The organism is Micromonospora sp. C31, assembly GCF_018070575.1.
In the GTDB taxonomy this organism is placed as follows: domain Bacteria; phylum Actinomycetota; class Actinomycetes; order Mycobacteriales; family Micromonosporaceae; genus Micromonospora.
On sequence record NZ_JAGPXN010000001.1, the window covers coordinates 567,562 to 589,226 of the forward strand.

Annotated in this window: 30 protein-coding genes and 1 riboswitch; of the genes, 1 reads left to right on the top strand and 29 read right to left on the bottom strand. The window is 71.5% G+C overall.

The window, feature by feature from the left end; translation table 11 throughout:
* Positions 1-3: 3 nt before the first annotated feature.
* The 6 genes from thiS to KBX06_RS02585 all read right to left on the bottom strand — a co-directional run bounded on the left by thiS (position 4) and on the right by KBX06_RS02585 (position 5,499).
* The gene (gene thiS / locus KBX06_RS02560; RefSeq protein ID WP_088998376.1) at positions 4-204 is read right to left on the bottom strand and encodes a sulfur carrier protein ThiS; all 201 of its coding nucleotides are present in this window, start codon (positions 202-204) and stop codon (positions 4-6) included.
* The gene (gene thiO, locus KBX06_RS02565) at positions 195-1,304 is read right to left on the bottom strand and encodes a glycine oxidase ThiO (protein WP_210832526.1); all 1,110 of its coding nucleotides are present in this window, start codon (positions 1,302-1,304) and stop codon (positions 195-197) included. Before thiO ends, thiS begins: the two co-directional genes overlap by 10 nt.
* Positions 1,298-1,924, bottom strand: coding sequence for a thiamine phosphate synthase (thiE, locus tag KBX06_RS02570; RefSeq protein ID WP_210832527.1), 627 nt, complete (start codon positions 1,922-1,924; stop codon positions 1,298-1,300). The genes thiO and thiE overlap by 7 nt, the downstream gene beginning before the upstream one ends.
* A riboswitch (TPP riboswitch) is annotated at positions 1,919-2,027 on the bottom strand. (Overlaps the previous gene by 6 nt.)
* A 101-nt stretch (positions 2,028-2,128) precedes the next feature.
* Positions 2,129-3,073 carry an aldo/keto reductase gene (locus KBX06_RS02575; RefSeq protein WP_210832941.1) on the bottom strand — a complete coding sequence of 315 codons (945 nt, stop codon included), beginning with the start codon at positions 3,071-3,073 and terminating at the stop codon, positions 2,129-2,131.
* 99 nt (positions 3,074-3,172) lie between these two features.
* A complete protein-coding gene (locus KBX06_RS02580; RefSeq protein WP_210832528.1) occupies positions 3,173-4,852 on the bottom strand; it encodes an ABC-F family ATP-binding cassette domain-containing protein in 1,680 nt (559 codons plus the stop codon).
* 41 nt (positions 4,853-4,893) lie between these two features.
* Positions 4,894-5,499, bottom strand: coding sequence for a class I SAM-dependent methyltransferase (locus KBX06_RS02585; protein ID WP_210832529.1), 606 nt, complete (start codon positions 5,497-5,499; stop codon positions 4,894-4,896).
* Positions 5,500-5,707: 208 nt separating this feature from the next.
* Between KBX06_RS02585 and KBX06_RS02590 the strand changes: the two genes are divergently transcribed.
* The gene (locus tag KBX06_RS02590; protein ID WP_210832530.1) at positions 5,708-6,814 is read left to right on the top strand and encodes a hypothetical protein; all 1,107 of its coding nucleotides are present in this window, start codon (positions 5,708-5,710) and stop codon (positions 6,812-6,814) included.
* Positions 6,815-6,886: 72 nt separating this feature from the next.
* On the opposite strand, the gene KBX06_RS02595 is transcribed toward KBX06_RS02590, so the two are convergent.
* The 23 genes from KBX06_RS02595 to rplN form a co-directional block, all read right to left on the bottom strand.
* The gene (locus KBX06_RS02595) at positions 6,887-7,939 is read right to left on the bottom strand and encodes a P1 family peptidase (RefSeq protein ID WP_210832531.1); all 1,053 of its coding nucleotides are present in this window, start codon (positions 7,937-7,939) and stop codon (positions 6,887-6,889) included.
* A 126-nt stretch (positions 7,940-8,065) separates the two neighbouring features.
* Positions 8,066-8,896 (bottom strand): tRNA pseudouridine(38-40) synthase TruA, encoded by an 831-nt coding sequence (gene truA, locus KBX06_RS02600; RefSeq protein WP_210832532.1) that lies wholly within the window; start codon positions 8,894-8,896, stop codon positions 8,066-8,068.
* Between the two features lie 71 nt (positions 8,897-8,967).
* A complete protein-coding gene (rplQ, locus tag KBX06_RS02605; RefSeq protein ID WP_210832533.1) occupies positions 8,968-9,546 on the bottom strand; it encodes a 50S ribosomal protein L17 in 579 nt (192 codons plus the stop codon).
* A gap of 34 nt (positions 9,547-9,580) precedes the next feature.
* A complete protein-coding gene (locus KBX06_RS02610) occupies positions 9,581-10,603 on the bottom strand; it encodes a DNA-directed RNA polymerase subunit alpha (RefSeq protein ID WP_013735931.1) in 1,023 nt (340 codons plus the stop codon).
* A gap of 98 nt (positions 10,604-10,701) precedes the next feature.
* On the bottom strand, positions 10,702-11,328 hold the full coding sequence (rpsD, locus tag KBX06_RS02615; RefSeq protein ID WP_088998366.1) for a 30S ribosomal protein S4: 627 nt from the start codon (positions 11,326-11,328) through the stop codon (positions 10,702-10,704).
* A gap of 13 nt (positions 11,329-11,341) precedes the next feature.
* Positions 11,342-11,749, bottom strand: a complete 408-nt coding sequence (gene rpsK / locus KBX06_RS02620) for a 30S ribosomal protein S11 (RefSeq protein WP_014440747.1) — start codon at positions 11,747-11,749, stop codon at positions 11,342-11,344.
* Between the two features lie 17 nt (positions 11,750-11,766).
* Complete coding sequence (gene rpsM, locus KBX06_RS02625) at positions 11,767-12,147, bottom strand: 30S ribosomal protein S13 (protein WP_088998365.1); 381 nt, start codon at positions 12,145-12,147, stop codon at positions 11,767-11,769.
* Positions 12,148-12,407: 260 nt separating this feature from the next.
* Complete coding sequence (gene rpmJ, locus KBX06_RS02630; RefSeq protein ID WP_012184307.1) at positions 12,408-12,521, bottom strand: 50S ribosomal protein L36; 114 nt, start codon at positions 12,519-12,521, stop codon at positions 12,408-12,410.
* A 93-nt stretch (positions 12,522-12,614) separates the two neighbouring features.
* A complete protein-coding gene (gene infA / locus KBX06_RS02635) occupies positions 12,615-12,836 on the bottom strand; it encodes a translation initiation factor IF-1 (RefSeq protein ID WP_007073013.1) in 222 nt (73 codons plus the stop codon).
* A 540-nt stretch (positions 12,837-13,376) separates the two neighbouring features.
* The gene (locus tag KBX06_RS02640) at positions 13,377-14,072 is read right to left on the bottom strand and encodes a DUF1707 domain-containing protein (protein WP_247684987.1); all 696 of its coding nucleotides are present in this window, start codon (positions 14,070-14,072) and stop codon (positions 13,377-13,379) included.
* Positions 14,073-14,230: 158 nt separating this feature from the next.
* Positions 14,231-15,082 carry a type I methionyl aminopeptidase gene (gene map / locus KBX06_RS02645; RefSeq protein WP_210832534.1) on the bottom strand — a complete coding sequence of 284 codons (852 nt, stop codon included), beginning with the start codon at positions 15,080-15,082 and terminating at the stop codon, positions 14,231-14,233.
* Positions 15,083-15,177: 95 nt separating this feature from the next.
* Positions 15,178-15,831 carry an adenylate kinase gene (locus tag KBX06_RS02650; RefSeq protein WP_210832535.1) on the bottom strand — a complete coding sequence of 218 codons (654 nt, stop codon included), beginning with the start codon at positions 15,829-15,831 and terminating at the stop codon, positions 15,178-15,180.
* Positions 15,832-17,160, bottom strand: a complete 1,329-nt coding sequence (gene secY, locus KBX06_RS02655; RefSeq protein WP_210832536.1) for a preprotein translocase subunit SecY — start codon at positions 17,158-17,160, stop codon at positions 15,832-15,834.
* A 232-nt stretch (positions 17,161-17,392) separates the two neighbouring features.
* The gene (rplO, locus tag KBX06_RS02660) at positions 17,393-17,836 is read right to left on the bottom strand and encodes a 50S ribosomal protein L15 (RefSeq protein ID WP_210832537.1); all 444 of its coding nucleotides are present in this window, start codon (positions 17,834-17,836) and stop codon (positions 17,393-17,395) included.
* Positions 17,836-18,018, bottom strand: a complete 183-nt coding sequence (gene rpmD / locus KBX06_RS02665) for a 50S ribosomal protein L30 (protein WP_074314584.1) — start codon at positions 18,016-18,018, stop codon at positions 17,836-17,838. Before rpmD ends, rplO begins: the two co-directional genes overlap by 1 nt.
* A complete protein-coding gene (gene rpsE / locus KBX06_RS02670; protein WP_132230907.1) occupies positions 18,018-18,632 on the bottom strand; it encodes a 30S ribosomal protein S5 in 615 nt (204 codons plus the stop codon). Before rpsE ends, rpmD begins: the two co-directional genes overlap by 1 nt.
* A 33-nt stretch (positions 18,633-18,665) precedes the next feature.
* The gene (gene rplR / locus KBX06_RS02675; RefSeq protein ID WP_247685147.1) at positions 18,666-19,043 is read right to left on the bottom strand and encodes a 50S ribosomal protein L18; all 378 of its coding nucleotides are present in this window, start codon (positions 19,041-19,043) and stop codon (positions 18,666-18,668) included.
* Positions 19,044-19,051: 8 nt separating this feature from the next.
* Positions 19,052-19,594: a 50S ribosomal protein L6 gene (gene rplF, locus KBX06_RS02680; RefSeq protein WP_210832539.1), complete on the bottom strand. Its 543-nt coding sequence runs from the start codon at positions 19,592-19,594 to the stop codon at positions 19,052-19,054.
* 16 nt (positions 19,595-19,610) lie between these two features.
* Positions 19,611-20,018 carry a 30S ribosomal protein S8 gene (rpsH, locus tag KBX06_RS02685; protein WP_018784557.1) on the bottom strand — a complete coding sequence of 136 codons (408 nt, stop codon included), beginning with the start codon at positions 20,016-20,018 and terminating at the stop codon, positions 19,611-19,613.
* Between the two features lie 118 nt (positions 20,019-20,136).
* Positions 20,137-20,322 (bottom strand): type Z 30S ribosomal protein S14, encoded by a 186-nt coding sequence (locus KBX06_RS02690; RefSeq protein WP_088998358.1) that lies wholly within the window; start codon positions 20,320-20,322, stop codon positions 20,137-20,139.
* Position 20,323: 1 nt separating this feature from the next.
* Positions 20,324-20,893, bottom strand: coding sequence for a 50S ribosomal protein L5 (rplE, locus tag KBX06_RS02695; RefSeq protein WP_043965524.1), 570 nt, complete (start codon positions 20,891-20,893; stop codon positions 20,324-20,326).
* Positions 20,893-21,213, bottom strand: coding sequence for a 50S ribosomal protein L24 (gene rplX, locus KBX06_RS02700; protein ID WP_172896341.1), 321 nt, complete (start codon positions 21,211-21,213; stop codon positions 20,893-20,895). Before rplX ends, rplE begins: the two co-directional genes overlap by 1 nt.
* Positions 21,210-21,578, bottom strand: coding sequence for a 50S ribosomal protein L14 (gene rplN, locus KBX06_RS02705; protein ID WP_007465279.1), 369 nt, complete (start codon positions 21,576-21,578; stop codon positions 21,210-21,212). The genes rplX and rplN overlap by 4 nt, the downstream gene beginning before the upstream one ends.
* Positions 21,579-21,665 lie beyond the last annotated feature (87 nt).

The following is a 21,665-nucleotide window of genomic DNA, read 5'->3' on the forward strand; positions in this document are numbered from 1 at the left end:
GCGTCACCCGCCCTGGGCGGCGCTGAGCACCTCGACGCGGTCGCCGTCGCGCAGCACGGTCGCCGGCCAGCCCGTACGCGGCACCACCTCGCCGTTGACCGCGACGGCGAGGCCGCGCTGCTGGTCGGTGACCGCGCGGACCAGGTCCGCCACGGTCGAGCCACCGGGCAGGTCGCGCCCGGCGCCGTTCACCGTCAGTTCCACGTGTGCTCCTCCTGGGTCGCGGACAAGTCGTGACCGAACCGGGCCGGGGTGAAGGGGGCGAGCAGCGGATCCGCCGCGCCCGTGACGACCAGGTCGCCGATCAGGTCGGCGGTGAGCGGGGTGAGCACGATGCCGTGCCGGTGGTGCCCGGTCGCCACGAGCACACCGGGCCGGCCCGGCAGCGGACCGAGGATCGGGGCGTTGTCGGGGGTGCCGGGCCGCCGGCCGGCGAGGGTCTCCACCAGGTCGTACTCGGCCAGCTCGGGCAGCAGGTCGACGGCGGCGCGGAGCAGGCGCAGCACCGCCCCGGCGGAGACGTCGGTGTCGGAGCGCTCCTCGACGGTCGCGCCCACCACCACCTCCCCGTCGCAGCGGGGGACGAGGTAGACGTGCTCGCCGTCGGCGTACCCCCGGATGACGTGCCGGAAGCCCGGGGCGCCGCCGCCGGGCGCGCGGAGCCGGAGCACCTGGCCCTTCACCGGCCGCACCGGCAGCCCCGTCAGGGCCGCCGCGCCGCAGCCGGCCGCGACCACCGTGACGCGCGCGTCCACCTCGGACAGGGAGCGCACGGCGGCGGGGACCAGCGTGGCGCCGGCCCGCTCGGCAGCCGCGCGCAGCGCGGGCACCAGCCGGCGCGGGTCGACCTGGTGGTCGGTGGCGGCGAGCGCGCCGCCACGCACCCGGGGGGCCAGCGCCGGTTCGCGGTCCCGCAGCGCCGACGGGCGCAGCGGCGTCACCGGCAGTCCGATCCCCTGCTGGTACGCCCACAGCCGACGCGCCTCGGCCAGGTCGTCGGCGGTCAGCCCGACCATCAGGGTGCCCTCGGTCCGGTAGCCGACGTCCACACCGGTGGCGGCGGTCAGCTCGGCGGCGAACGCCGGCCAGCGGGCGGCGGAGGCGGTCAGCAGCCCGGTCAGCTCGTGCTCGCCGAAGTACGCCTCGGCGACCGGGGCGAGCATCCCGGCGGCGACGTGCGACGCGCCGGAGCCCGGGGCGGGATCGTGCACGGCGACCCGCAGTCCGCGCTGCGCGCAGCGCCAGGCGATCGCCAGCCCGACCGGTCCCGCCCCCACCACGGCGACGTCCGGTCGGCTCAGCACCCCAGCGCTCGCAGCAGCTCCGCCGTCGCCCCGGCCGGATCGGCCGCCCCGGAGAGCGCCCCCACCACCGCCACCCCGTACGCCCCGGCCGCGAGCAGCGCGGGAACGTCGGCGGCGGTCACCCCGCCGATCGCGACGACCGGCACGTCCACGGCGTCGGCGACGGCGCGTACCCCGGTCGGGCCGATCGGCGCCGGCAGCCCCGTCTTGGTGCTGGTGGCGTGGCAGGGGCCCACGCCCAGGTAGCTGGCCCCGGCGGCGACCGCCTCGGCGGCCGTTTCCGGCACGCGGGCGGTGGCGCCGAGCACGGCGGTCGCGCCGAGCACCCGGCGGGCCGCCGCGACCGGCAGGTCGTCCGCGCCGACGTGGCCACCGGCGGCGCCCACGGCCAGCGCCACGTGCAGCCGGTCGTTGACCAGGCAGGTGGCGTCGTAGCGGGCGCAGAGCGCGACGGCCCGGCGGGCCAGGTCGTACGCCTCCCGGTCGGTGGCGTCGTCGGTCACCCGGACCTGGACGACCAGTTCCGCGCGGGCCACCGGAAGGGCGGCCCGCAGCACGGCGAGCGGATCCCGCCCGGGTCGGGTGTCGGTGATGAGATGCAGTCGCCCGAGGGACGGCACGGCAACACTCCTCCCTGCGCCGGCATTACCCGGATCAGGTTCGACGGTCGGGGGCTCACAGCCCCCCTCTCAGCCCGGTGTACCGGGCTCCCGTGGGTCACTTGCGCGTGTCACCGTACGACGGATCGCCGGATCCGCCAAGGCGACGATGCGGATTTCACACCGACCGCCCGATCCCGACAACCGGGGCGGTGCCGACGTGGCTCAGAGAACCGCGCGCAGGGCGTCGAGGTCGGCGTCGGTGGGCTGCCAGGCGCCCGCCTCGGCGTTGGCCCGCACCTGCTCCGGCGAGGTGGCGCCGGCGATCACCGAGGTCACCGCCGGCTGGGCGGCCAGCCCGCCGATCGCCACCTGGAGCATCGGGAGCCCTCGCTCGTTCGCGTATGCCTCGATGGCCTCGATGGTGTCCCAGTCGGCGGCGGCGAGGCGCTGGGCGTACCGGCCGCCACCGGCGAGGCGACTGCCGGCCGGCGGGGCCTGGTCGCGCCGGTACTTGCCGGTGAGCAGCCCGTTGGCCAGCGGGAAGAACGGCAGCAGCCCGAGGCCGAACCGCTCGCAGGCCGGCACCACCTCGGTCTCGACGGAGCGTTCCAGCAGGCTGTAGTGGTTCTGGGCGCTGATGAACCGCGACCGGCCGTTCGACGACGCCACCCAGTCGGCGTCGGCGATCTGCCAGCCGGCGAAGTTGGAGTTGCCCAGGTAGCGCACCTTGCCGGCGCGCACCAGGTCGTCGAGCGCGGCGAGGGTCTCGTCGATCGGGGTGCCCGGGTCGGGCTCGTGCATCTGGTACAGGTCGATGTGGTCGGTGCCGAGCCGGCGCAGCGACGCCTCCACCGCCCGGGCGATGTAGCGACGGGCACCCCGGGCACCGAAGTCGGGGCCGTTCATGCCGTTCATGTCCATGCCGAACTTGGTGGCCACCACCACGTCGTCGCGCCGGCCCTTGAGCGCCTGGCCCAGCAGTTCCTCGGAGCCGCCCTGCGGCTCGCCGTAGATGTCGGCGGTGTCGAAGAAGTTGATCCCGTTGTCGAGCGCGGCGTCGATCACCGCCCGGGTGCCGTCGAGGTCCAGCTTGCGGCCGAAGTTGTTGCAGCCGATGCCGACCACGGACACCACGAGCCCGGAGTCGCCCAGCCGGCGATAGGTCATCGTCTCAGTCACGAGATCAACCCTATGCCGAGCACGAGCCGCACGCCGACGACCGCGAAACCCACCCCGCACGGATGCGGTCGGCCGGGTCGGCGGGGATCACGCCACGTCCCAGACCGGCTCCGGGGTCTCCACCACCTCGTTGTCGCTGCCGAACAGCACGAACCGGTCGAAGGACCGGGTGAACCAGCGGTCGTGGGTCACCGCCACCACGGTCCCCTCGAACGCGGCCAGCCCGGCCTCCAGCGACTCCGCCGACGCCAGGTCGAGGTTGTCGGTGGGCTCGTCGAGCAGCAGCAGCGTCGCCCCGGACAGCTCCAGCAGCAGCACCAGGAACCGCGCCTGCTGCCCGCCGGAGAGGCTGTCGAAGCGCTGGTCGCCCTGGCCCGCCAGCTCGTAGCGGCTCAGCACCCCCATCGCGGCGTGCCGGTCCATGCCGGCCCGGTGCTCGTCGCCCCGCCACAGGATCTCGACGAGGGTCTTCCCCGTCAGTTCCGGCCGGTCGTGCGTCTGCGAGAAGTGCCCGGGGCGTACCCGCGCGCCGAGCCGGGCCACCCCGTCGTGCGCCACCGGTGCGAGCGCGGCGGCGCCGTCGACCGGGCCGTTGGCGGGGTCGGGGTCGGTGCCGCCCCGGGCCAGCAGCCGCAGGAAGTGCGACTTGCCCGTCCCGTTGGCGCCGAGCACCGCGACCCGGTCGCCGTACCAGATCTCCAGGTCGAACGGGAAGGTCAGGCCGTCGAGCTCCAGTTGCTCGCAGATCACCGCGCGCTTGCCGGTCCGCCCGCCGGTCAGGCGCATCCGGATGTCCTGGTCCTTCGGCGGTACGGGCGGCGGCCCGGCCTCCTCGAACTTGCGCAGCCGGGTCTGCGCGGCCTGGTAGCGCGAGGCCAGCCCGTCGTTGTACGCGGCCTTCTGCTTGTACATCAGCATCAGCTCGCGCAGCTTCTGGTGCTCCTCGTCCCACCGCCTGCGCAGCTCGTCGAGGCGGGCGTGCCGGGCCACCCGCGCGGAGTGCCAGCTCGCGAAGCCGCCCGGGTGCACCCAGGCGCTGCCGCCCTCCACGGCGACCACCCGGTCGGCGGTGTGGGCCAGCAGCTCCCGGTCGTGCGAGACGTAGAGCACCGACTTGGTCGACTCCCGCAGCCGCCCCTCCAGCCAGCGCTTGCCCGGCACGTCGAGGAAGTTGTCCGGCTCGTCGAGGAGCAGCACCTCGTCGGGACCGCGCAGCAGCAGTTCGAGGGCGAAGCGCTTCTGCTGGCCGCCGGAGAGGGTCCGGACGGGTCGCTCCCGGGCGCTGTCCCACGGCAGGCCGAGCACGATGGTGGCGACCGTGTCGAAGAGCACCTCGGCGTCGTACCCGCCGACCTCGCCCCAGGCCGCGAGCGCGTCCGCGTACGCCAGTTGGGCCTTGCCGGCGGCGGTGCTGTACTTGCCGCGGACCTCGGCCGCGCGCATGGCCCCCTCGGTCTCGACCAGGCGGCGGCCGGCGTCGCGCAGCGCCGGCGGGGCCAGCGACAGCGCCAGGTCGGCCAGCGTGGAGTCGTCGCCGATCATCCCGATGAACTGGCGCATCACGCCCAGCCCGCCGGCCCGCGCGACGGCGCCGGTCTTCACCGGCAGGTCGCCGGCGACCATCCGCAGCAGCGTCGTCTTGCCGGCGCCGTTGGGCCCGACCAGGGCCACCTTGGCGCCCTCCCCGACCCGGAACGACACGTCGGAGAAGAGTTCCCGACCGTCGGGAAGGATGTGCCCGACCGCTGCCACGTCCACGTATCCCACGTCGGCATCCTGCCCGAGCAGGGGCCGTACGGCCCAACCATTTACCGGGTGACCCGCAGCACCCGGTAGCCCTTCTGGCTGGCGTGCCGCCCCACCTGCCAGCCCTGCTCGACCAGCCAGCGCTGCAACGAGTCCCCGCCGAGGTAGCGGGCCACCACCAGCCAGGCGACGCCGTCCGGGGCGAGCCGGGGCAGCCAGCGCAGCAGGATCTGGTGCAGTTCGTCCTTGCCGACGTGGATCGGCGGGTTGGACCAGATCTCGGCGAAGGTCAGGTCGGCGGGTACGTCGTCCGGTGCGGCGACGCGCACCCGGTCGGCCGCGCCGACCCGCGCCGCGTTGGCGGCGGTGAGTTCCCGGGCCCGTTCGTTGACGTCGAGGGCCCACACGGTCGCCGAGGGCGCCGAGCTGGCGAGCACGCAGGTGATCGGCCCGAACCCGCAGCCGAGGTCGAGCAGGGCGCCGGTGACCTCGGCGGAGGGCAGTTCGGCCTTGCGCAGCAGCACCGCGGTGCCGGGGTCGAGGCGGGCTGCGGAGAAGACGCCGGCGGAGGAGGCCAGGGTGTAGTCGCGGCCGGCGACGGAGAACTCGACCTCGCGCGGACTGGCGGCGGTCGTGGGTTCAGCGGTGAAGTAGTGTTCGCCGGTCACGCCGGCAATTCTCGCACCGCCGCCCGGCACGGCGGCGCGCGCCCGGCGCGGGCGCCGTGGGCGGCCCGGACACGGGACGGCGGCGCGGGCCCGGCACGGCGGCGTGGGCCCGGCACGGCGGCGTGGGCCCGGCACGGCACGAAGCGTCTCCGCGCACAATTTCCCATTTTTCCCGCCTAAAGGGACATTGCCTCCTATTCTGGGCGGCATGGTGTATCGGTACGAGTCCGATGAGGACGCATTCATGGAGTACCCGGAGCCCGGGTCCGACCGGTCGGTGCTCGGTGCCGATCCGCCTCCCCCGGCCGGCCCATCCCCGTCCCGCTTCCCGACCCCGTCGCTGCCACGCGCCAACCGGGTCGTGCTGCCCTCCACCGCGCCGGAGCCGGTCCGCGCCGCCGCGCAGGTGTCGCCGCCGCTGCCCGCCCACGTGCGGACAGCCGTCGAGGCGCAGTCGCCGGGCCAGCCGGCCGAACCGCCCCCGCCGGCCCAGCCGCTGCTCCCGGCCGAGCCGCCCCGGCCCGCCGGGCGGACGCAGCGCGGCGGCGGCAGTCGGCTGTGGCAGGTCGTTGTCGGCGGCGCGGCCGTCCTCGCGCTGCTCGCGCTCTGCGGCCTCGGCGCCGCCGCCCTGCTGGCCGAGCGGGACAGGACCCCGCAGGCCACACCCACGGCCCGACCGGAGGCGGCCGAGTCCGCCGAGGTGGCGGCTCAGGCCCTCGACTCCCGGGACACCGACCAGGCGCCGCTGACCGCCAAGGAGCTCTTCCCCGGCAGGCAGCTCGTCGTCGCCGAAGGGGAGCCCGCCTACCGGGTGTTGAAGACCCAGTCCAGCGCCAGCTGCGCGGTGGCGGCCACCGGTGAGGTCGCCGACCTGCTGGTCCGCCTCGGCTGCACCCAGGTGGTCCGGGCCACGCTGCGGACGCCCGACGGCGACCACCTCGTCACCACCGGGTTGTTCAACCTGACCGACCGGGCCAGCGCCGAACGCGCCCGCGACCGCATCCGGCTGCTGCTCGACGAGCGGGAGGGCCGGTTGCGCGGCATGGCGGCCAACGAGGACAGCGCGGCGATCGCCACCGCGCCGGCCCGCGTCGGCTGGCAGGTGCGGGGCCACTACCTGGCGTACGCGGTGGTCGCCCGCAGCGACGGCGAGACGATCAGGTCCGGCGACACCAAGGCCCGGGAGATCCTCTTCGACATGATCGAGCTGCACCTCAACCGGAGCGTGCTGGAGCGCCGCGCCGACGGCGGCACGGCCGGCCAGCCGACCGACGAGGGCCCGGGCGACACCGGCACCCAGGACGGAACCGACTGACGGATCGCGCCGACGACGGACGGGTGCGTGGGCCACGGCCGCGCACCCGTCGCGCGTACGGCCACCGGCCACTCACACCCGGAGTTCGACCCGGTGCGTCCGTAGCAGGTCGAGCATCCGGTCGTGCGGGACCGCGTACTTGACCCGCCCCTTGACGCCGACGGTGGTGCGCGCCATGAACAGCGAGTTCAGCAGCGCCTCCTCGACGGCCTCCAGCACCGCCGCGAAGACGGGCTCCAGGTCGGACTCCGGCGCGGTCGGTGTCTGCGTGTCGGCGGTGGAGAACGCCAGCGCGTAGTCGCCGCTGCCGCCGGCGAAGTCCGAACCGACCCGGGCCATCGCGAAGACGGCCCGGCGGGCGACGCGACCCAGCTGCCGCGCGTCGAGGCGGCCGTCGGTGGCGACCACGATGACGCAGGAGTTGCCCGGTTGCTCGGGCCCGCCCGGGAGCGACAGGGTCGGCACCCCCACCTGCCCGGGCCGGATCGGCACGCCGGCCACCTGGAGCACGCCGGAGAAGTTCGCCTGCACCAGCACCCCGACGGTGACCGTGCCGCGGGAGGTCGCGGCGAGCCGCGAGGACGTGCCGATGCCGGCCTTGAAGCCGAGCGCCGCCGTGCCCGTACCGGCGCCGACGGCGCCCTCCGCGGGCAGTCCGCCGCGGGCCTCCGTCAGCGCGCCGAGGACGTGCTCCGCCCGCACCGGCCGCGCCCGGATGTCGGACAGGAACCCGTCGTTGGTCTCCGCCACCACCGGGTTCAGCGACCGGGCCGTCTCCCGACCCGGCTGCGCGAGCATGTAGGTGAGCAGCGCGTCCGCGGCCCGGAACGTGGACAGCGTCGCGGTCAGCACCACCGGGGTCTCGATCTCGCCCAGCTCGGCCACCTGCGTGGCACCGACCATCTTGCCGTGCCCGTTGCCCACGAACAGCCCCGCCGGCAGTGACCGGCGGTCGGTCAGTTGGTCCGGGACGATCGCCGTCACCCCGCTACGGATGCTGTCCCCGGCGACCAGCGTGGTGTGTCCCACCCTCACGCCGGGCACGTCGGTGACGGCGTTCAGGGGTCCCGGCGGCAGCGTCCCGACGACGATGCCGAGGTCCCGTCCGCGGCGAGGTTCCTGCACGGCTTCCACTCCTTCGACGGTCGATCGATCGATGCGCTGCCGGAGATCGGGCCCCGCGTACCCACCGGGCCGACACTCGGCCCCGGCCCGCCGGTCCGGCGGTCGGGAGGCGGGGCCGCCCGGACGTCAGCCCTCCACGGGTACGCGCAGCCGGCGGGTCGCCTCGGCGCGGCGGGCGTACTCGGCCGGGTCCTCGGGGTAGCCGACGGCGACCAGGGTCAACCCGTGCGCCGGCGCCACGGTCACCTCGCTGGAGCGTTCCCGGTGGGCCAGCAGGCTGCCCGGCCACTCGACCGGCCGGCGCCCGTCCCCGGCGACCAGCATGGCCCCCACGAGGCTGCGCACCATCGCCTGGCAGAAGGCGTCGGCCTGCACGGTGGCCACCAGGATCCCGTCCTGCTCCCGCCGCCAGTCCAGTCGGGTCACCTCGCGCAGCGTGGTGGCGTTCTCCTTGCGCCGGCAGTACGCGGCGAAGTCGTGCTCCCCCACCAGCCCGGCCGCGGCGGCGTTCAGCGCGGTGAGGTCCAGCGGTCTCGGCCAGGCCAGGATCTCGTGCCGGCGCAGCGGCTCGGCGCCCCAGGGCGCGTCGGTGACCCGGTACTCGTAGCGGCGGAAGGTGGCCGAGAAGCGGGCGTCGAAGTCCGCCGGCACGGGTGCCATCGCGCGTACCCGCACGTCGGTGGGGAGCAGTCGGGCCAGTCGCCGCACCAGCCGCCCCTCGTGCTCGCGCCACACGGCGCTCGGCAGGTCGACGTGGCAGACCTGCCCCGCGGCGTGCACGCCGGCGTCGGTGCGGCCCGCCACGGTCAGGCCCGTCGCCGTGCCCGCGCCGAGCACCAGGTCGAGGGCCTCCACGAGCACCCCGGCGACCGTGCGTCGGGTCGGCTGGGCGGCCCAGCCGGAGAAGCCCGAACCGTCGTACGCGACGTCCAGCCGCAGCCGGGTGCGCTCGTCCACTCGTACCTCCGCCTCACGGGGTCGGGCCCGGCACCCCCGCGGGGGGGTGCCGGGCCCGACGGTGGCCTGGATCAGGCCTTGTCGCTCTCGCCGGCCTTGTCGTTCTCGCCGGCCTCGTCGCTGTCCTCACGGGCGGCGGCGGTGTCACCGGACGCCGACACGGGCGGCTCGGCGTCCTGGTCGCCCGAGTCCGACTTCGGGGCCTCCTCGGCCGGGGCGAGCGCCTCGACCTTGTCCTGCTGCGCGGCCTTGCGGGCGGCGGTCTTCTTGTTCGCCTTCGGCTCGGCGACCTGAAGCTCCTCGACCAGCTCGATGATCGCCATCGGCGCGTTGTCACCCTTGCGCGGACCGGTCTTCACGATCCGGGTGTAGCCGCCGTTGCGGGTGGCGAACCGGGGCGCGATCTGGTCGAACAGGGCGTAGACCACGTCCTTGTCCTTGACGACGCCCAGCACCCGCCGGCGGGACGCCAGGTCGCCGCGCTTGGCCTTGGTGATGAGCTGCTCGGCCAGCGGACGCAGCCGCCGGGCCTTCGTCTCGGTGGTCTTGATCTTGCCGTGCTGGAACAGCGCGGTGGCCAGGTTGGCCAGCATCAGCCGCTCGTGCGCGGGGCTGCCGCCGAGGCGGGGGCCCTTGGTGGGCGTGGGCATGCTTGGTGCTCCTCAGGTGTGGCGGCAGCGCGGACTAGAGCTGCTCGGTCTCGCGATAGTCGTCGGTGTCGTAGTCGGCCTCACCGAAGGCGTCCACGACGTGCGCCGGGTCGAAGTTCGGGGCCGAGTCCTTCAGCCCCAGACCCATCCCGGCGAGCTTCATCTTGACCTCGTCGATCGACTTCTGACCGAAGTTGCGGATGTCGAGGAGGTCGGCCTCGGTACGCCCGATGAGCTCACCAACGGAGTTGATGCCCTCGCGCTTGAGGCAGTTGTAGGAGCGGACGGTCAGGTCCAGCTCCTCGATCGGCAGCGCCAGGTCGGCCGCGAGCTGGGCGTCCTGCGGGGACGGCCCGATGTCGATGCCCTCGGCGGTCTCGTCCAGCTCCCGGGCCAGACCGAACAGCTCCACCAACGTCGAGCCGGCGGAGGCCAGCGCGGTACGCGGGCCCATCGACGGCTTGGTCTCGACGTCGATGATCAGCCGGTCGAAGTCGGTCCGCTGCTCGACACGGGTCGCCTCGACGCGGTACGTCACCTTCAGCACCGGCGAGTAGATCGAGTCGACCGGGATCCGGCCGATCTCGGCACCGGCCTGCTTGTTCTGCGCCGCCGTGACGTAGCCGCGACCCCGCTCGACGGTCAGCTCCATGTCGAGCCGGCCCTTGCCGTTGAGGGTGGCGAGCTTCAGATCCGGGTTGTGCACCGAGACGCCGGCCGGCGGCTGGATGTCGCCCGCCGTCACGTCGCCCGGGCCCTGCTTGCGCAGGTACATGCTGACCGGCTCGTCGTGCTCGGAGCTGACGCACAGCTCCTTGATGTTCATGACGAGCTCGACCACGTCCTCCTTGACACCGGGGATCGTGGTGAACTCGTGCAGCACGCCGTCGATCTTGATCGAGGTGACCGCCGCACCCGGGATCGACGACAGCAGCGTGCGCCGCAGCGAGTTGCCCAGGGTGTAGCCGAAGCCCGGCTCCAGCGGCTCGATGGTGAACCGGGACCGGGTCTCGTTGATCGACTCCTCGGAGAGAGTCGGTCGCTGGCTGATGAGCATGTCTTCTCTTCTCTTCCGGGGCGCCCGCCATATGACGCCCACGACAAACTGTTCCGGTGGCCCGCCCCGGAAGGGCGGGCCACCGCAACGAGCTCCGACTACTTGGAGTAGAGCTCGACGATCAGCTGCTCCTGGACCTGCGTGTCGATGACCTGGCGGGCCGGGAGCGAGTGCACGAGCACCTTCATCTGGCTGGGGATAGCCTCCAGCCACGCCGGAACCGACTTCGAGCCGGCCTCGGCCTGCGCCACGATGAACGGGGTGAGCTCCTTGCTCTTGCCCCGGACCTCGATGATGTCGTGCTCCTTGACGCGGTACGACGGGATGTCGACCTTCTTGCCGTTCACGGTGAAGTGGCCGTGCTTGACCAGCTGGCGGGCCATGTCCCGGGACTTGGCGTAGCCGGCCCGGTAGACCACGTTGTCCAGCCGCGACTCGAGGATCTGCAGCAGGACCTCGCCGGTCTTGGCCTTCTTGCCGACGGCCTCTTCGTAGTAGCCGCGGAACTGCTTCTCCAGCACGCCGTAGACGCGACGGGCCTTCTGCTTCTCACGGAGCTGGAGCAGGTACTCCGTCTCCTTCGTGCGGCCGCGGCCGTGCTGCCCGGGCGGGAACGGCCGGGACTCGAACGGGCACTTCGGGCCATCGCACTTGCTGCCCTTGAGGAACAGCTTCATCTTCTCCCGCCGGCAACGGCGGCAGTCAGCACCGGTGTAACGAGCCATCTCTCTCTACCTCTCAGACCCGACGACGCTTGGGCGGACGGCACCCGTTGTGCGGCTGCGGGGTGACGTCGGAGATCTGTCCGACCTCGAGACCGGCGGCCTGCAGCGAACGGATGGCGGTCTCCCGGCCGGAGCCGGGGCCCTTGACGAACACGTCGACCTTGCGCATGCCGTGCTCCATGGCCCGGCGAGCGGCGGCCTCGGCGGCCAGCTGCGCGGCGAACGGAGTCGACTTGCGGGAGCCCTTGAAGCCCACCTGCCCGGACGAGGCCCAGGAGATGACCGCACCGGTCGGGTCCGTGATGGACACGATGGTGTTGTTGAAGGTGCTCTTGATGTGCGCCTGCCCGTGGGCGACGTTCTTGCGTTCCTTGCGCCGGACCTTCTTGACGGCGGCTCCGGCACGAGCCTTCGGTGGCATAAGTCTGTGCGCTCCTATTACTTCTTGCCGGGCTTCTTCTTGCCGGCGACGGTCCGCTTCGGGCCCTTCCGGGTCCGCGCGTTGGTCTTGGTCCGCTGGCCACGCACGGGCAGGCCCCGGCGGTGCCGGATGCCGGCGTAGCAGCCGATCTCGACCTTGCGGCGGATGTCAGCGGCGACCTCGCGGCGCAGGTCGCCTTCAACCTTGTAGTTGCCCTCGATGTGGTTACGGAGCTGGACCAGCTCCTCGTCCGTGAGGTCCCGGACGCGCTTGTCCGGCGAGATGCCGGTAGCAGAGAGCGTCTCCAGGGCCCGGGTGCGACCCACGCCGAAGATGTAGGTGAGCGCGATCTCCATCCGCTTCTCGCGGGGGAGGTCGACGCCGACTAGACGTGCCATGTGCGGGCGTACTCCTCGTGATGTTCTGGCGGAGGTGTGGACCCGTCCCATCCCGCTACCGACCGTTGCGCCACCGGCGTGTGCCGGCGACCACGAACGGCCGCTGCCCGAGCGGGCCCCGGCCTCCGACCGGGGGTCAACCACGATGAGGTACGCGCTGCGCACCGCTCGCGGCTGGAACGAGCATGTGATTCGTTGTCTGGATCCGCGGCCCGAACCGATCTCGACCGACCGTTGTCACCCGGTCGGCCGGAACTGGTTCAGCCCTGGCGCTGCTTGTGGCGCGGGTCGGTGCAGATCACCATGACCCGGCCGTGCCGGCGGATGACCCGGCACTTGTTGCAGATCCTCTTGACGCTCGGCTTGACCTTCACGGTTGCCTTACTTCCCATCTGGCCCGACGACGCGCCGAGGCGCGACACCGGACGTCGAAGACGGACACGGGGACGTCCCGGCCGCCGTCAGGCTTACTTGTAGCGGTAGACGATGCGCCCGCGGGTCAGGTCGTACGGCGAGAGTTCGACGACGACCCGGTCCTCCGGCAGGATGCGGATGTAGTGCTGCCGCATCTTGCCGCTGATGTGAGCCAACACCTTGTGGCCGTTCGCGAGCTCCACCCGGAACATGGCGTTCGGCAGGGGCTCGATGACCCGACCCTCGATCTCGATGGCTCCGTCTTTTTTCGGCATGTACTCCGCTGTCCTGACGTCGGTTACTCCGGACGGCCCACAACGTCTTACACGGGCCACTGATCAAGATCAGCTTGCCCGCGCCAGCCGCGGCTCCGGCTCCCACCGAAGCGCAGGGTGGGCATGCCGGAGTGGACGCTGTGCGCCGATCAGAAAGTCTACGCCCGCCTGTGCGCCGCCGCCAAACCGGCCGGGAATCGGTGCGTCGGACCGGACAGATCCGGGCAATCACCCCTCCGCGTCTGCCGCCGCGCGGGCGTTTCCGCTGGACGGCCGCTTCCGGTACGCGCCTCCGCCCTACGCACGCTTGAGAAGTGGTGGGTCTGGTGGCAGTCCTGGCGGCGTTCCGGCTGACGGACGACGTGGAAGGCGACTGAAGCTGTGGAAGGCGCGTGAAGCTGTGGAAGGCGCGTGAAGCTGATGAACCGCTGCGGCTTGAACGCCGATACCTGCCCGGTATGAAGATACCTGTTTGGTATCGAGACGAGGAGACCACACCGCCAGCCGTCCTGCGCAGCCAGTCACGGTCCGGAGAGAGACCTAGGCGGCCGACACCGGCCCTTGACGCTCCTCGCTGGCGGCCGGCAGTTCCCCGACCGGCACCCGGCGGTCCTCCCCGGCGGCCGGCAGGGCCTGCTCCGGGTCGCGGGTGTTCCCCTCGGCGGCAGCCAACTCCCGCTTACGCGCCCGCTTCGCCCGCCGGCGCTCGCGCCGTCGCTCCCGCTGCTCGGCCTGCCGCTGTGGCTCCCCGCCGACGAGCCCGGCGACCGTGCGCACCAGGAGCACCCCTCCCCACGGCCCGGCCACCCAGGCGGGCCAGAAGTAGAGCAGATCCGTGGAGAGCGCGGACGTCACCGCCCAGACGGTCACCACGATCGCGATCACCCGCAGGTACGGCAGCCAGACCTCGGCCAGCCACAGGGCCGTCGCCGACGAGGTCAGCGACGACCGGCCAGCGGCCGACGGCGAGGGGACGCCGCCCGGCCGTGCACCTTCCGACGGCGAGGGGACGGCGTCCGGCCGCGTGGCCAACTCCGACGCAACCGGGGCGGCCGGCGCCGGCAGGTCGGTCACCAGCGCGTCCAACTCGCCGTACGTGCGCGAGGCGTACGCCCGCTGCAACCGCTCGTCGTACTCGTGCAGATCCAGCCGGCCCTCGTCGACGGCCACCCGCAGCCGCTCCGCCACCGCCTGGCGGTCCGCGTCGGCGGCCCGCATCCCGTCGCGTCCCTCCATACCCGCAAGCATGCCACCGCTGCACCACCGCCCGCCGGGCACGGTCCGGGCCTCGGCGGGGGCGGTGATGCGGATCTCAGCGGCCGGGAACGCCGGACACCTGGCCGCCCGGCGGACCTGGCCGCTGGCCTCGACGGGCCGGCCTCGACGGGCCGGCCTCAGCGGGCCGGTGAGTCCGCGGGCTGGCGGGACGTGACCAGCTCGCCCAGCCGGGCGCGCCCGCCGTCCGGCGCGGTCAGCACCCAGACGCCGTCCGGGAGCAGCGCCATCGTGTGCTCGACGTGCACCGCCATCGACCGGTCCCGGGTGATCACGGTCCAGCCGTCGGAGAGTTCGACCGTCCGGGGTGAGCCCATCGTGATCATCGGCTCGATCGCCAGCGCCATGCCCGGCACCAGGCGGGGGCCCTTGCCCGGCCGCCCGTGGTTGAGCACGTGCGGATCCTGGTGCATCTCGGTGCCGATGCCGTGCCCGCCGTAGCCGTCGACGATGCCGTACCGCCCGCCCTTGCGGACCGCGTCCTCCACGGCGTGCGAGATGTCGGTGAGCCGACCCCTGCCGCTGGCCGCGCCACGGGCGGCTGCTGCGATGCCCGCCCACATGGCGTCCTCGGCCACCGCCGACATCTTCAGCAACGCCGGGTCGACCTCGCCCACGCCGGCCGTGATGGCGGCGTCGCCGTGCCAGCCGTCGAGCACCGCACCGCAGTCGATGGAGACCAGGTCGCCCTCGCGGAGCACCTGCTTCGCCGACGGGATGGCGTGCACGACCTGCTCGTTCACGGATGAGCAGATCGACGCGGGAAAGCCGTGGTAGCCCTTGAAGGAGGGGACGGCGCCGGCCTCGCGGATGGTCGACTCGGCGATGGCGTCAAGGTCGGCGGTGCTGACCCCGGGGGCGACCGCCTCCCGCATCCGACGCAGCGCCTCGGCGACCACCAGCCCGGCGGCCCGCATCTTCTCGATCTGGTCAGGGGTCTTCAGCTGGATGTCCAGCTGGGGACGACGCATGGAGAGCCATTACCTTTCGTTGCCGATGCCGAAGAGCGGGGCACGTCGGACGTACCCCGCTCTTCGCACTCTATCCGCCGCAACCCGGCGGGACGTCAACCGCCGTACGAGCGCAGGGCGTCGATGGCGCGGACCGTGACGTCCTCCACCGGGCCGGTGGCGTCGATGCCCACCAGCTTGCCCTGGGCGCCGTAGTAGTCGACCAGCGGCGCGGTCTTGTCCGCGTACTCCCGCAGGCGGGTGGCGATGGTCTCCGGCTTGTCGTCGTCGCGCTGGAACAGCTCGGCGCCGCACCGGTCGCAGATGCCCTTACGCGAGGTGGGGTCGAACTCGACGTGCCAGATCTTGCCGCAGCCCCGGCACGTACGCCGGCCGGAGAGCCGCCGGATCACCTCGTCGTCGTCGACGACCAGCTCCAGCACCAGGTCCAGCGCCGTGCCCAGGTCGGCGAGGAGCTTGTCCAGCGCGGCGGCCTGCGGCGTGGTCCGCGGGAAGCCGTCGAGCAGGAAGCCCTCGGAGGCGTCCGGCTCGGCGAGCCGGCTCCGCACCATGTTGATGGTGACCTCGTCGGGCACCAGCTCGCCGGCGTCCATGTAGCGCTTCGCCTCGACGCCGAGCGGGGTGCCCTGCGAGACGTTCGACCGGAAGATGTCGCCGGTCGAGATCTTCGGGACCGAGAGGTGCGCGGCGATGAACTCGGCCTGCGTGCCCTTGCCCGCACCCGGCGGGCCAACCAGAACGAGTCTCATCTACCGCAGGAACCCTTCGTAGTTCCGCTGCATGAGTTGGCTCTCGATCTGCTTCGTGGTCTCCAGACCGACGCCAACCATGATCAGCACAGCGGTGCCGCCGAACGGGAAGTTCAGGTACTGCTGCTTGTCCAGCCAGATGAAGAAGAAGTTCGGCAGGATCGAGATGATGGCCAGGTAGAGGGCGCCCGGCAGCGTGATCCGGCTCAGGATGAAGTCGAGGTAGTCGGCGGTCGGCTTGCCGGGGCGGATGCCCGGCACGAAGCCGCCGTACTTCTTCATGTTGTCCGCGACCTCGGTCGGGTTGAACGTGATCGAGACGTAGAAGTACGTGAAGAAGATGATCAGCAGGAAGTAGACCGCGATGTAGATCGGGCTGGTCGGGTCGACCAGGTTGTTCTGGATCCACGTCTGGGTCTTGCCCGGGTCGTTCGGGTCGAAGAAGTCCAGCGCCAGCTGCGGCAGGTAGAGCAGCGACGAGCCGAAGATGACCGGGATGACACCCGCCTGGTTGACCTTCAGCGGGATGTAGGTCGAGGTGCCGCCGTACATCCGCCGGCCGATCATGCGCTTGGCGTACTGCACCGGGATCCGGCGCTGCGACTGCTCGATGAAGGTGACCGCGGTGATGACCACCAGGACCAGGGCGATGACCAGGGCGAACTTGGCCCAGCCCTGGCTCTGCTTGATGTTCCAGCCCTCGCTGGGAAGCCGGGCGGCGATCGAGGTGAAGATCAGAACGGACATGCCGTTGCCGACGCCCCGGTCGGTGATCAGCTCACCGAGCCACATCACCACGCCGGTGCCGGCGGTCATCGTCATGACCAGGAGGCTGAGCGTCAGCCAGTCCGGGATCCCGGTCCCCTCGGGGATGATCGGGAACTGGTCGCACTGGTTGTTGAAGAGCTGCCCCGAGCGGGCCAGCGCCACGAACGCCGACGCCTGGAGGACACCCAGGCCCAGGGTCAGGTAGCGGGTGTACTGGGTGATCTTCGCCTGGCCGGACTGGCCCTCCTTGCGGAGCTGCTCCAGCCGGGGAATCACCACGGTCAGCAGCTGCAGGATGATCGACGCGGTGATGTAGGGCATGATGCCCAGCGCGAAGACCGAGAGCTGCAGCAGCGCCCCGCCGGAGAAGAGGTTGAGCAGGTTCACGCCGGTGGAGCCGCCGGTTCCGATGGCGTCGAGGCACTTCTGGACGTTGCCGTACGAGACGCCCGGGCTGGGCAGCGTCGCCCCGAGCCGGTAGACCGCGATGATGCCTACTGTGAACAGCAGCTTGTTGCGCAGGTCAGGCGTACGGAACGCACTGAGAAAGGCGGACAGCAACTTCTTCCTCCTGCGCGAGGCGGGCCGCCGGTCATCCCTGGCGGGTGGGTGGTTGCCGGGCGAGTGCCCGATATCCATGGCTGGGAAGGGACTCTAACAGCCCGATCCCTCTCCGGGCAGATGCGCCCGGCTACATAAACCGAATCCGATATTACCCGGCGCACACATGCCAGGTAGACCATGGCGCCCGCCCAGTTGCGACAACTGAGCGGGCGCCACGGGTGTACCGCCCTTACAGCTCGGTGACCGAGCCACCGGCGGCGGCGATCTTCTCCTTGGCCGACGCGCTGAACGCGTGCGCCGACACCTGGAGGGCGACCCCACCCAGGTCCCCGGTGCCGAGGACCTTGACCGGGTGGCCCTTGCGGACCGCGCCGGCCTCGACCAGCTCGAGCGGGCCGACCTGGCCGCCGTTCGGGAACAGTTCGGCGAGCCGGTCCAGGTTGACCACCTGGAAGACCACCTTGAACCTGTTCTTGAAGCCCTTCATCTTCGGCAGGCGCATGTGGATGGGCATCTGCCCACCCTCGAACGCCGCCGAGATGTTCTTGCGGGCCTTGGAGCCCTTGGTACCGCGACCGGCGGTCTTGCCCTTGGAACCCTCACCGCGACCCACGCGGGTCTTCGCGGTCTTGGCACCGGGCGCCGGGCGCAGGTGGTGGACCTTGATCGTCATTACTCGACCTCCTCGACCTTCACGAGGTGGTTGACCGTGAAGATCATGCCGCGGATCTCCGGACGGTCCTCCTTGACCACCACGTCGTTGATCCGCTTGAGACCGAGCGAACGCAGCGAGTCACGCTGGTTCTGCTTGGTCCCGATACCGGACCGGACCTGGGTGACCTTCAGGCGAGCCATCAGGATGCCACCCCCGCCCGCGACGCCAGCATGGCGGCCGGCGCGACGTCCTCGACCGGCAGGCCACGACGGGCGGCGACGGCCTCGGGGGACTCGAGCCCCTTCAGCGCCGCCACGGTGGCGTGCACGATGTTGATCGGGTTCGACGAACCGAGGCTCTTGGAGAGCACGTCGTGGATACCCGCGCACTCCAGCACGGCACGCACCGGACCACCGGCGATGACACCCGTACCGGCGGAAGCCGGCTTGAGCAGCACCACACCGGCCGCGGCCTCACCCGTCACCGGGTGCGGGATGGAGGCGGCGATCCGCGGCACCTTGAAGAAGTGCTTCTTGGCCTCCTCGACGCCCTTGGCGATCGCCGCGGGCACCTCCTTGGCCTTTCCGTAGCCCACACCGACGGTGCCGTCGCCGTCGCCCACGATCACCAGGGCGGTGAAGCTGAAGCGACGACCACCCTTCACGACCTTGGCGACGCGGTTGATCGCGACGACCCGCTCGAGGTGCGGGGTCTTCTCGACGGGCGCGTTTCCGCGGCCGCCCTCACGGCGGTTGTCGCGGCGACCACCCTCGTTGCCACCGGACCCGCCGCCACGGCGCTGTTGACCTGGCATCAGCAGCCTTCCTTCTCTCTCGTGACGGGGTTTCTAGAACTCGAGCCCGGCTTCGCGGGCGGCGTCGGCAAGCGCGGCGACCCGCCCCGCGTACCGGTTGCCACCGCGGTCGAAGACGACCTTGGCGACGCCGGCGGCCTTGGCCCGCTCGGCGAGCAGCGCGCCGACCTTGCCGGCCAGGGCGCTCTTGTCGCCCTCCGTACCGCGCAGCGAGGCGTCCAGGGTCGAGGCCGACGCCAGGGTGTGACCCTTGGTGTCGTCCACGATCTGGGCGACGATGTGCCGCAGGGAACGGGTGACCACGAGGCGGGGACGCTCGGCGGTGCCGCTGATGTTCTTGCGGACCCGGAAGTGCCGGCGCGCACGCCCGACGGCACGCTTGGCGGCGACGCCGCGGCGGCGCTTGAGCAGCGTGGCGCTCACTTCTTACCTGCCTTTCCAGCCTTGCGGCGGATGACCTCGCCCTGGTACTTCACGCCCTTGCCCTTGTAGGGCTCCGGCGGGCGGATCTTCCGGATGTTGGCGGCAACCTCACCGACGAGCTGCTTGTCGATGCCGGCCACGTGGAACAGCGTCGGCCTCTCCACCGTGAAGGTGATGCCGTCCGGCGCCACCACGTGCACCGGGTGCGAGAACCCGAGCGCGAACTCCAGGTCCTTGCCCTTGGCGGTCACCCGGTAACCGGTGCCGGCGATCTCCAGGCTCTTGCGGTAGCCCTCGGTGACGCCGACGATCATGTTGGCGACCAGGGTACGGCTGAGGCCGTGCAGCTCCTTGGCCTTGCGCTCGTCGTTCGGGCGGTTGACGTTCAGCTGCCCGTCCTCGGCCCGGTCGATCGTGATCGGCTCGGCCAGGGTGTGCGTGAGCTCGCCCTTGGGGCCCTTGACCTTGACGGTCTGCCCGTCGATCGTGATGTCGACGCCGGCTGGCACCGGGATCGACTTACGTCCAATACGCGACATTTCTACCTGTCTCCCGTTACCAGACGAAGGCGAGGACTTCCCCGCCAACGCTCCGCTTGCGGGCCTGCCGGTCGGTGAGCAGCCCCTGGGACGTCGAAATGATCGCCACGCCCAGCCCGCCGAGCACCCGCGGGAGCCCGTCCGACTTGGCGTAAACCCGCAGACCGGGCTTGGACACTCGCTTGATGCCGGCCAGGCTCCGCTCCCGGTTCTGGCCGTACTTCAGCTCGACGACCAGTCGCTTGCCGACGGCGCCCTCCTCGGGCTCCTCGACCGACCAGGTGGCGATGTAGCCCTCGGACTTGAGGACCTCGGCGATGTTCGCCTTGATCTTCGAGTAGGGCATCGTCACCCGGTCGTGGTACGCCTGGTTGGCGTTACGCAGACGCGTGAGCATGTCTGCGATCGGGTCGGTCATCGTCATGGATTTCGTCAGCCTTTCTCGCCGGGGTTCCCGGGGCCTTCCGCCCCGGGCCTACGGCGAAGAGCAATACGTGATCGGTGCAAGGGGTCCCGGCGCGACGGCCGGGACGCGGTCGCCCTTACCAGGAAGCCTTGGAAACGCCCGGCAGCTCACCGCGGTGGGCCATCTCCCGGATGCAGACCCGGCAGAGACCGAACTTGCGGTAGACCGCCTTGGGACGCCCGCACCGCTGGCAGCGGGTGTACGCGCGAACCGAGAACTTCGGCTTCGCGGCCGCCTTGTGGATCAGCGCCTTCTTGGCCATCTCAGTTCTCCTTGAACGGGAAGCCCAGGAGCTTGAGCAGCGCCCGGCCCTCGTCGTCGGTCGTGGCGGTCGTGACCACCGTGATGTCCATGCCCCGCTGCCGATCGATCTTGTCCTGGTCGATCTCGTGGAACACCGACTGCTCGGTCAGACCGAACGTGTAGTTGCCGTGCCCGTCGAGCTTGCGCCCGTCCAGACCACGGAAGTCACGGATACGCGGCAGCGCGATCGACAACAGCCGGTCCAGGAACTCCCACATCCGGTCGCCGCGGAGGGTCACCTTCGCGCCGATCGGCATGCCCTCGCGGAGCTTGAACTGCGCGATGGACTTGGTCGCCCGCCGCACCTGCGGCTTCTGGCCGGTGATCGTGGCCAGGTCCCGGACGGCGCCGTCGATCAGCTTGGCGTCCCGGGCGGCCTCGCCGACACCCATGTTGACGACGATCTTGACCAGCCGCGGCACCTGCATGGGGTTGCCGAAGTTGTGCTGCTCCTGCAGCTTCGCCACGATCTCGTTGCGGTACCGCTCCTTGAGGCGCGGCATGGTCTTGGTTTCGGTAGCCGTGGTCATCACAGGTCCTTACCGGTGCTACGCGCGATGCGGACCTTCTGGCCGTTTTCGTCGATCCGGTAACCGACGCGGGTCGGCTTGCCGTCGGAGTCCAGGACCTGCACGTTCGAGACGTGGATCGGGGCCTCCTGGGTGACGATGCCACCGGTCTTGGCGCCACGCTGGGTGGTGCTGATGCGGGTGTGCTTCTTGACCCGGTTCACGCCCTCGACCAGGACCTTGTCCTGCCGCGGGTAGGCCGCGATGACCTTACCCTTGGCACCCTTGTCCTTGCCGGCGATGACGACGACCGTGTCGCCCTTCTTGACCTTCACGGTCACAACACCTCCGGCGCGAGAGAGATGATCTTCATGAACCGCTTGTCCCGCAGCTCCCGGCCCACCGGGCCGAAGATACGGGTACCGCGCGGGTCTCCACCGTCCTTGATGATGACGGCGGCGTTCTCGTCGAAGCGGATGTACGAACCGTCCGGCCGCCGCCTCTCCTTGGCGGTGCGAACGACGACAGCCTTGACGACGTCGCCCTTCTTCACACCGGCACCGGGGATCGCGTCCTTGACGGTGGCCACGATGACGTCGCCGATGCTCGCGTAGCGCCGACCCGAGCCACCGAGAACCCGGATGCACAGGATCTCCCGGGCACCCGTGTTGTCGGCGACGCGCAGTCGCGACTCCTGCTGAATCACGTCTATCTCCTATGTCTGCCGGTTCTCCGGCCGCGCACGGCGGCCGGAGCCTGGCGGAACCCGCGCCCGACTGACGCCGGGCGAGCT